The organism is Streptomyces sp. BRA346 (assembly GCF_052851135.1).
In genome coordinates, this window is record NZ_JAIWIH010000023.1 from 135,402 (window position 1) to 144,809 (window position 9,408).

Annotated in this window: 6 protein-coding genes; 2 read left to right on the forward strand and 4 right to left on the reverse strand. The window is 71.7% G+C overall.

The genetic code is table 11. The features are described 5' to 3' along the window. Positions 1–11: 11 nt before the first annotated feature. Entirely contained in the window at positions 12–1,598 is a 1,587-nt protein-coding gene (gene guaA, locus LCH29_RS26430; protein WP_446464212.1) for a glutamine-hydrolyzing GMP synthase, read from the reverse strand. A gap of 294 nt (positions 1,599–1,892) precedes the next feature. Between guaA and LCH29_RS26435 the strand changes: the two genes are divergently transcribed. Continuing rightward, positions 1,893–2,150: a chorismate mutase gene (locus tag LCH29_RS26435; protein WP_123106898.1), complete on the forward strand. Its 258-nt coding sequence runs from the start codon at positions 1,893–1,895 to the stop codon at positions 2,148–2,150. A gap of 655 nt (positions 2,151–2,805) precedes the next feature. Then, positions 2,806–3,795, forward strand: coding sequence for an LAETG motif-containing sortase-dependent surface protein (locus LCH29_RS26440; protein ID WP_446464213.1), 990 nt, complete (start codon positions 2,806–2,808; stop codon positions 3,793–3,795). A 101-nt stretch (positions 3,796–3,896) separates the two neighbouring features. On the opposite strand, the gene LCH29_RS26445 is transcribed toward LCH29_RS26440, so the two are convergent. The 3 genes from LCH29_RS26445 to LCH29_RS26455 all read right to left on the reverse strand — a co-directional run bounded on the left by LCH29_RS26445 (position 3,897) and on the right by LCH29_RS26455 (position 9,185). After that, positions 3,897–5,696, reverse strand: coding sequence for a GMC oxidoreductase (locus tag LCH29_RS26445; RefSeq protein ID WP_446464214.1), 1,800 nt, complete (start codon positions 5,694–5,696; stop codon positions 3,897–3,899). A gap of 28 nt (positions 5,697–5,724) precedes the next feature. After that, a complete protein-coding gene (locus tag LCH29_RS26450) occupies positions 5,725–7,356 on the reverse strand; it encodes a succinic semialdehyde dehydrogenase (RefSeq protein ID WP_446464215.1) in 1,632 nt (543 codons plus the stop codon). A 65-nt stretch (positions 7,357–7,421) separates the two neighbouring features. Next, positions 7,422–9,185 carry a serine/threonine-protein kinase gene (locus LCH29_RS26455; protein WP_446464216.1) on the reverse strand — a complete coding sequence of 588 codons (1,764 nt, stop codon included), beginning with the start codon at positions 9,183–9,185 and terminating at the stop codon, positions 7,422–7,424. Positions 9,186–9,408 lie beyond the last annotated feature (223 nt).

Sequence of the window (9,408 nt, forward strand, 5' to 3'; positions counted from 1 at the left end):
TCAGATGACGATCATTCCCACTCGATGGTGCCGGGCGGCTTGCTGGTGATGTCCAGGACCACCCGGTTGACCTCGTCCACCTCGTTGGTGATGCGGGTCGAGATCCGCGACAGCACGTCGTACGGGAGGCGCGACCAGTCGGCCGTCATGGCGTCCTCGGAGGACACCGGGCGCAGCACGATGGGGTGGCCGTAGGTGCGGCCGTCACCCTGGACGCCGACCGAGCGGACGTCGGCGAGCAGGACCACCGGGCACTGCCAGATGTCGCGGTCCAGACCGGCGGCGGTCAGCTCCTCGCGGGCGATCGCGTCGGCCTCGCGGAGCAGGTCCAGGCGGTCCTTGGTGACCTCGCCGATGATGCGGATGCCGAGGCCCGGGCCCGGGAAGGGCTGGCGGTGGACGATGTCGTCCGGGAGGCCCAGCTCCTGGCCGACGTTGCGCACCTCGTCCTTGAAGAGCCGGCGCAGCGGCTCGACCAGCTGGAACTCGATGTCGTCGGGCAGTCCGCCCACGTTGTGGTGGGACTTGATGTTGGCGGTGCCGGTGCCGCCGCCGGACTCCACCACGTCCGGGTAGAGGGTGCCCTGGACCAGGAACTCCACGGCCTCACCGGCCGCGCCCGCCTCGGCCACCAGCTCGGCCTGGGCCTGCTCGAAGACCCGGATGAACTCCCGGCCGATGATCTTCCGCTTCTCCTCGGGGTCGGAGACCCCGGCGAGCGCGTCCAAGAAGCGCTGCTCGGCCTCGACGACCTTGAGCTGGACGCCGGTGGCCGCCACGAAATCCTTCTCGACCTGCTCGGACTCGCCCTTGCGCATCAGCCCGTGGTCGACGTACACGCAGGTGAGCTGGTCGCCGATGGCCTTCTGGACGAGGGCGGCGGCGACGGCGGAGTCCACACCGCCGGACAGCCCGCAGATCGCGCGCTTGGTGCCGACCTGCTCGCGGATGGCCGCCACCGACTCCTCGACCACGTTGGAGGTGGTCCAGGTGGGCGACAGGCCCGCGCCCCGGTACAGGAAGTGCTCCAGGACCTGCTGGCCGTGGGTGGAGTGCATCACCTCGGGGTGGTGCTGTACGCCGTACAGCTTGCGCTCGTCGCATTCGAACGCCGCGACCGGCACCTGGTCGGTGGACGCGGTGACCGTGAAGCCCTCGGGCGCGGCCGAGCAGGCGTCGCCGTGCGACATCCACACCTGCTGCTGCTCGGGGGTGCCCGCGAAGAGCGTCGAGCCCTGCTTGGTCACGTTCAGGTCGGTACGGCCGTACTCGCGCGCACCGTTGTTGTCGACGGTGCCGCCGAGCGTGACGGCCATCAGCTGGAAGCCGTAGCACATGCCGAAGACGGGGATCCCGGCCTCGAAGATCGCACGGTCCAGCCGGGGCGCTCCCTCGGCGTAGACCGAGGAGGGCCCGCCGGAGAGGATGATCGCCTTCGGGTTCTTGGCGAGCATCTCCGCCACCGGCATGGTGGACGGGACGATCTCGCTGTAGACCCGGGCCTCGCGGACTCGTCGGGCGATGAGCTGGGCGTACTGCGCGCCGAAGTCGACGACCAGAACGGTGTCGGGGGCGGCAGCAGGGGACGCTGATGGCACTTCGGCGGCCTTCCGGCGGTGGAACTGGAGGGTTGGACTTTCGATTCTAACCAGCCCATAATCAGCCTCATGTCCACGCGCATGACCTTCGTCTTTACCTATGGCACCGGCCCGTCCGGCTGCCATGGTCGTGCTGCTTGAACTACTGACAAGCGACTTCCCAGGCGCCCCGGGCCGGTCAAGGCCCGGGGCGCTGGTGCGTATGGCTTCGGGTCTCCCCCGGTTCCGGGTCCCTCTGATCGACCTCATCGGCCTCATCGGCCTCATCGACAGCAGAGACCAGGAGATACGGATATGAGCACGAGCACGACGTCGGATGTGATCGGTTCGGCGCGCGAGCGGATCGACGACCTCGACGGACGCATCCTCGAACTCGTCCGGGAACGGATGGCGGTCTCGGCCTCCATCCAGGAGGCGCGCATCGCGGCGGGCGGGCGGCGCGTGCACCTCTCCCGCGAGATGGAGATCCTCGACCGCTACCGCCGGACGCTCGGCAAGCCCGGCACCACCCTCGCCATGACGCTGCTGGAGCTGTGCCGCGGCCGGGCCTGACGCCCCGGTCCCCGTATCCGGCCCCTCCCGTCACCCGTACGGCGCGTGACCGGCTCGCGAACGGACTCGTTGAGCCCGGTGCCGCGTCGGCGAGGTGACCGGTCGGCAGGGGACAGCAGCCCGGTCACCATCCACAGGGCGGTCGGTCCCGGGGACGCCTGGGACCGACCGTATCCAGTCGAAACGGTTGCGCCCGGAGCGATGCATCCACCACGATGCAGTGAGGGAAAACACCCCGGGTCAGCACCCGTCATTGGCCCGACCACGGCTGATCACGAGTCCGGCCGCGCGGGCGTACGCCCCTGACGCGCCTCCTCCCCGACGCGCCTTCCTCCCCCATTGATCCCCTCCTGTCATACCCACCGATCCACACCCCGAGCCCGCGGCGCAACCCCCCGGCGCCGCTCCTTCAGCACCGGCGCTGCCCTGACGCCGGTGCTGACCGCCTAGGGCCCCGGGACGCCCGCCACGGTCGGCGTCCCGGGGCCCTACGCCTGCTCCGGATCATGTCTCCTGAGGCTTCTGCGGATTCTGTGACCATTCTGTGAGCAACCGTGAAGGCAACCTTTCGGCCATATGGGTGGTCATGTACGTGCAAACCGAACGTACGGCCACTCCGCGCCCCCACCGCGACGGCCTTCCAGAAGAGGTCTTCATGAAGATTCGCCGCACACTGGTGGCCGCCGTAGCTACGGCCGCCATAGCCCCTGCCGCGCTGCTCGCCGCGCCCGCCGCCTTCGCCGACTCCGAGCCGTCGCCCGCCCCGTCGGCCACCGCGCCGGGCGACGAGCCGAGTGACGAGCCGTCGGTCCCGCCGTCGGACGAGCCGACGGCGGAGCCCACTGGCGGGCCGACCGATGAGCCGACGGACGAGCCCACCGACGAGCCGACCGATGAGCCCACGGACGAGCCCACCGACGAGCCGACCACCGGGCCCACGGACGAGCCCACGGGTGGGCCGTCCGACCCGGCGGAATGCGAGGAGGAGTCCGAGGAAGCCGCCGTCACCACCGAGCTGCGCGGGCTGCCCAGCAAGGTCGTGGCCGGTTCCGGCTGGGTGCCGTTCACCTTCCGCACCACCAACATCTCCGACAAGGCGATGAAGTCGGTGGACGCGTTCGTGACGGTGAACGCCATCAGCAAGGACAAGTTCGATGACGTCTCCAAGCTCCTCACCGTGCAGTCGTACGACGAGGACAGCCACAGCTGGAAGCCCGTCAGCGAGGAGGCGGGCTACTTCGGCTCGATCGGCGAGCTGAAGCCCGGTGAGTACGCCGACGCCAAGCTGCGGCTGAAGGTCGACGCCAAGACCCCCGGCAGCTACGGCTTCGGCTTCGCGATCGGCGCGTACCACAACGAGGACGACGTCTGCGGCTTCTCCGAGATCACGGAGTACGACTTCGACGTTCTGGTCGCGGGCAGCAAGCCGGGGCCGATCGACGACGCCAAGGGCAAGCCGGGGGACAAGGGCAACCGGCCTGCGCCGCAGGGTGGCGGCAAGGACCTGAGCGAGCTGCCGGTGTCCGGGAAGCTCGCCGAGACCGGGTCGTCGTCCGCGCTGCCGATGATCGGGCTCATCGGTGGGGTGGCCATGGCTGTCGGTGGCGGGGCCGTGTTCGTCGTGCGGCGGCGTCACTCGGCGTGAGCGTAGGCCGTAGGGTCACCCCCGGAGCGGGGTGGCCCTACGGGGTTTCGTCGTCGGGTGCGGGCCGGTGGGTGGGTTGTGCCCACCCGTCTCTCCCCCAGCTACCGCTGGGAGGTGCCCCCGGGGGAACGATTGCCCACAACTTGTAGGGCCGCGAAGGCCGTTTTGGGGACGGTTGGGGACTTCGGGGCTACCGGGGGCACCCTTGCGTACGGCTCTCCTGGGGCCGGGCGGGGGTCCTGCTCGCCTTTGTTGGGCCACAGCGACATCGCCCGTTCCGCCTGTGCCGTGATGGTCAGGGACGGGTTCACGCCCAGGTTGGCCGAGACGGCGGCGCCGTCCACCACGCAGATCCCCGGGTGTCCGTACAGCCGGTGGTACGGGTCGATCACGCCCTCCTCCGCCGACGCCCCGATCGGGCAGCCGCCCAGGAAGTGGGCGGTCAGCGGGGTGCCCATCAGCTCGCCGACGTTGCTGCCCGGGAAGCCGTTGATCGACTCGGCGAGGTGACGGGCCGCCGCCGCGCCCTCGGGGATGTGGTCCGGGTTGGGCGTGCCGTGGCCTTGGCGGGCGGTGAGCAGCCCCTTGCCCAGGCCCTTCGTCTTGCGGTACGTGGTCAGCGAGTTGTCGTGGGTCTGCATGACCAGGCCGATGATGGTGCGCTCGGACCAGCGCCGGTTGGACAGGGACCGCGCGGCGAGCGTCGGATGGCGGAGGTTGGCCGCGAGGAAGCGCAGCCAGCTCGGGCCGCGGCCCTCCGGGATCTGGAGGACGGACATCATGCCCATCGCGTTGGAGCCCTTGCCGTAGCGGACGGGCTCGATGTGGGTGTTCTCGTCCGGGTGGACGGACGAGGTGATCGCGACGCCACGGCTGAAGTCGGGCCGCTCCCCGCGCCGGGCGCGGTAGCGGCGGTCGGTGGTCTGGGCGCCGACCAGGGCCTCGGAGTTGGTGCGGGTGAGCATCCCGAGCCGGTCCGACAGCCGCGGCAGGAGGCCCCGGTCGCGCATGGTGTGCAGCAGGGTCTGGGTGCCGTACGTACCGGCGGCGAGGACGACGTACCGCGCGCGCAGCGTCTTCGGCTTGCCCTTGCGGCGGTTCGCGGTCGGGACGGCGGTGACGTGGTAGCCGCCGTCCGGGGCGTCGCACAGGGCGACCACGGTCGTCATGGGGTGGATGACGGCACCGGCCCGCTCGGCGAGGTGGAGGTAGTTCTCGTTGAGGGTGTTCTTGGCGCCGCGGCGGCAGCCGGTCATGCACTCCCCGCACTGGGTGCACGCCCGGCGGGCCGGGCCCGCGCCGCCGAAGTACGGATCCGGGACCGTCTCCCCCGGCGCGGCCTTCGCCGACCCGTCGGAGTCCTCGCCGTCGCCGAAGAAGACGCCGACGGGCGCCATGTGGAACGTGTCGCCCACGCCCATCTTCTCGGCGGCCGCCTTGAGATGGACGTCGGAGGGGGTCATGGTCCGGTTGAGGCGGGCGCCGAGCATCCGCCGCGCCTGGTCGTAGTACGGCTCCAGCTCCTCCTGCCAGTCGGTGATGCCGCCCCACTGCGGGTCCCGGAAGAACGGCTCGGGCGGGACGTACAGCGTGTTGGCGTAGTTGAGCGAACCGCCCCCGACCCCGGCGCCCGCCAGCACCATCACCTTGCCGAGGAGATGGATGCGCTGGATGCCGAAGAGGCCGAGGGCCGGTGCCCAGAGGTAGTTGCGGAGGTCCCAGGAGTTCTTGGGCAGGGTCTCGGGCGTGAAGCGGCGGCCCGCCTCCAGGACGCCGACCCGGTAGCCCTTCTCGGTCAGCCGGAGGGCCGAGACGGCTCCCCCGAACCCCGACCCGACGACGATGACGTCGTAGTCGTACACGTCGTCCTGAGTGTCATCGGCGTGCTCGTCCCCTGACACCGGGTACCTCCCGTTCGATGCGTACCGGTCAGCGCAGCCGCAGTGCCTTCATCGCGCGCAGGCTGCGGCTCATGAAGTCCGCGTACTTCTCGTCCGTCAGGCCGAAGGACGGGCCGAGCGGCATCAGCCGCTGCTGGGCGACCGTCTGCGCCTCGGTGTACTTGAGGATGCCCTCCGAGCCGTGGCGGCGGCCGAGACCGGAGTCGCCCATGCCGCCCATCGGGGACGCGACGCTGCCGTACGCGGCGGCGTACGCCTCGTTGACGTTGACGGTGCCCGCGCGCAGCCGGGCGGCGACCGCGCGGGCGCGCCGGCCGTCCTGGGACCAGACGCTGGCGTTCAGGCCGTACGGGGTGGCGTTGGCGAGGCCGACCGCCTCGTCCTCGTCGGAGAAGCGGTAGATGGACACCACCGGGCCGAAGGTCTCCTCGGTGCACACCGCCATCGGCGCCTCCACGCCGTCCAGGATCGTCGGTTCGTAGAAGTACGGGCCGATGTCCGGGCGGGGGCGGCCGCCCGCGACGACCGTGGCGCCCTTGGCGACGGCCTCTTCCACATGGCGGGTGACGGTTTCCAGCTGGCGGTCGGAGACGAGGGAGCCCATCTCGGCGCCGTAGGCGAGGGCCGAGCCGAGCCGCATGGCCTTCGTACGGGCCGCGAACCGCTCGATGAAGTCCTCCGCGACCGACTCGTGGACGTACAGCCGCTCGATGGAGATGCACAGCTGCCCCGCGGAGGCGAAGCACGCGCGGACCGCGCCCTCGGCCGCCCGGTCGAGGTCGGCGTCGCGCAGCACCAGCATGGCGTTCTTGCCGCCGAGTTCGAGCGAGCAGCCCACCAGGCGGGCGGCGGCGGCCTGGGCCACGCCGCGGCCGGTGCGGGTGGAGCCGGTGAACGAGACGTAGTCGGCGTGCTCGACCACGGCCGGGCCGACCACCGGGCCGTCCCCGACCACGATCTGCCACACCCCGGGAGGCATTCCGGCCTCCAGCATCAGTTCGCGCGCCCACAGGGCGGTCAGCACGGTCTCCGTGTCCGGCTTCATGACGACCGCGTTGCCCGCGACGAAGGCGGGTATCGCGTCCCCGACCGACAGCTCCAGCGGGTAGTTCCACGGCACGATCTGGCCGACGACGCCGCGCGGCTGGCGCAGCTCGGTGACCTTGGTGAGCGTGGGGACGACGCCCACGTGGGACTTGGGGCGCAGATAGCTGTGCGCCTTGCGGCCGTAGTGGCGGGCGGCCAGGACGACGCCCTGGATCTCCTCGTGGGCGTGCAGCCGGGTCTTGCCGGTCTCCAGCTGGATGAGGTCCAGGACCTCCGACTGGCGGCGCAGCAGCAGGTCGTGGAAGCGCAGGAAGATGGCGGCGCGGGTGCGCACCGGGGTGGCGGCCCAGGCGCGCTGGGCCTCGCGGGCCTGCTCGAAGGCGGTGGCGACGTCCTCGGGGGTGGACTCGGGCAGCCCGGAGGCCAGGACCTCCCCGGTGAACGGGGTGTGGTTGACGGTGCTGCCGCTGCCCACGATGCCCCGGGCGAGCCGGGCGACCAGCTCGGGGGTGACGACGTCGGCGGCGGTCCGGGTGCCCTGGGCGGCGACCGGGTTTCCGTCCGCGGGTGACGCTGTGGCCTGGTCCTGTGCGCTGTCCTGCGAGTCGGTCATGGGGGCGAGCGTAGGCCCCGGCCGGGGGATTTGGGTACCCGGCGGTAACTATTTGTGGGCGACGTTCAGATGCCCTCGATCTTCAGGTTCTTCACGACGTCCTCGTACAGCTCGTCCCCGGTCGCCCGGGCGTCGCCCCTGGCGGGCATCGTCACGGTCAGCTGCCAGGCGACGTGATCGTCGCTGACGTAGATGTGATCGCGGTTCAGATAGAGGATGCGGTTCTCGTCGCTGCTGGTGCCGGGCTCGTAGAAGGTGGTGTTCAGGTCCTTCGCCGGTCGGCCCTGCTGCCGCGTCGCCTTCGCCGTGCCGCTGCTCGCCTCGTCCATGGTCGAGAGGGCGCCGCTCTTGTAGTACGCGACGGTCTCCCCGGCCACGCCCGCGGCGTCCGTGATCTTCCGCTCCGGGTCGGAGACCAGCTTGGTGAGGGTGATGGTGTAGACGCCGCTGGGGTCGCCGAAGGTGACGCTCGGCGCGTTCTCGTCGCTGTCGTCCTGCACCCGCTTGTACGCGCTCGGCACCGCCAGCGAGGCGGCCACCACATCGCGCTCCTCGCGGACCGTCCAGCCGGACGGCAGGGGGCTCTCGCTCGCGAACGGCTGCGCGAAGACCAGCACGCACACGGACGCGATCACCACGAGGGCGGCGCCCAGACCGAACTGCGCCGTGCGGTTCTTGTGCAGGATCGGCGGTACGAAACGGCTGCCGCCCTGCACCGCGCCGCCCTGCGCCGCCGGGCCGCCGCCGTATCCGCCCGCCCCCGTCGTGAGGGGGACCGTCGGAAGCGGCTGCGGCACCGGCCGGACGACCGACTCCAGCGCCTCCCGCGTCTCGGCCGCCGACGGGCGCATGGCCGGGTCCTTGAGCAGCAGCCGCATGGTGATGGAGCCGAGCGCGTCCGGGCCCCGCGCGGGCCGCTGCGGTTCGGCCGACAGCACGGCCTGGAGGGTCGCGGGGGTGTGCGAACGGCGGAACGGGGACATGCCCTCGACCGCCGCGTAGAGCACGACGCCCAGCGACCACAGGTCCGACGCCGGACCCGGCCGCTGCCCCAGCACCCGCTCGGGCGAGATGAATTCGGGCGAGCCGACGAAGCCGCCGGTCTCCGTCAGCCCCTGCTCGCCCTCGACCTGGGCGATGCCGAAGTCGGTGAGGACCACCCGGTCGCCCCGGCCGAGCAACACGTTGTCCGGCTTGACGTCACGGTGCAGCACGCCCGCCGCGTGCGCGGCCGACAGCGCGCCCAGCACGGCGAGCCCGATCCGGGCCGCCTCGCGCGGGTCGAGCGTGCCCTCCGTCAGCCGGTCGGCCAGCGAATCGCCGTGCACCAGCTCCATGACGATCCAGGGGCGGCCGTCCTCGACCACCACGTCGTGGACGGTGACGACGGAGGGGTGGTCGATCCGGGCCGCGGCGCGCGCCTCGCGCTCCATCCGCTGATAGACGGTCTGCCGCTCGCGGTCCGGCAGATGGTCGGGCACGCGCGGCTCCTTGACCGCGACCTCGCGGTCCACGATCTGGTCGTGCGCCCTCCAGACGGTGCCCATGCCGCCGTGGCCGAGGCGCCCGAGGAGCCGGTAGCGGCCGCCGATGAGCCGCCCCGAGTCGGGGCCGTGGTGCGCGCCGTGAGCCGAGCGCGGGTCGCGCGGGTCGTACGGTGCGGCAGCGGGGCGCTGCCCGGAAGCCTGCGTGGGCTCGTACGCACCGGGCCCCGCCGCCTGTCGCGGCGGCGCGGGCGCGGGCGGCGCGGGCGCAGGCGGTGCCTGCTGCTGCGGCGGCCGCAGATCGTAGCTGCTGGGCTCGTTCGCCCGTCCCCCGTCGTTCGTCATGCGCAAATCATTACCCGGTCGGCAGTGAACACCGCCACCCGCCGATGGGCTGCGGAGACGGCTCGTGACAAAGCCGTTGCGACCGGGGTCAGCCCTGGGGGTGTCTTGTCGATCAGGCCGGATCAGCGAGCGGCGTCAGGGGGCACCTCCCAGCGGTAGCTGGGGGAGCGACGAGCGCGGGGCCGCGAGGTGCCGCCCGCCGCGGCAGCGGCTGATGTCACCG

Bases quoted from the DNA above. Each gene is read 5' to 3' on its own strand.
- LCH29_RS26450 (WP_446464215.1), bottom strand. From the start codon at position 7,356: ATGACCGACTCGCAGGACAGCGCACAGGACCAGGCCACAGCGTCACCC.
- LCH29_RS26440 (WP_446464213.1), top strand. From the start codon at position 2,806: ATGAAGATTCGCCGCACACTGGTGGCCGCCGTAGCTACGGCCGCCATA.
- LCH29_RS26435 (WP_123106898.1), top strand. From the start codon at position 1,893: ATGAGCACGAGCACGACGTCGGATGTGATCGGTTCGGCGCGCGAGCGG.
- LCH29_RS26455 (WP_446464216.1), bottom strand. From the start codon at position 9,185: ATGACGAACGACGGGGGACGGGCGAACGAGCCCAGCAGCTACGATCTG.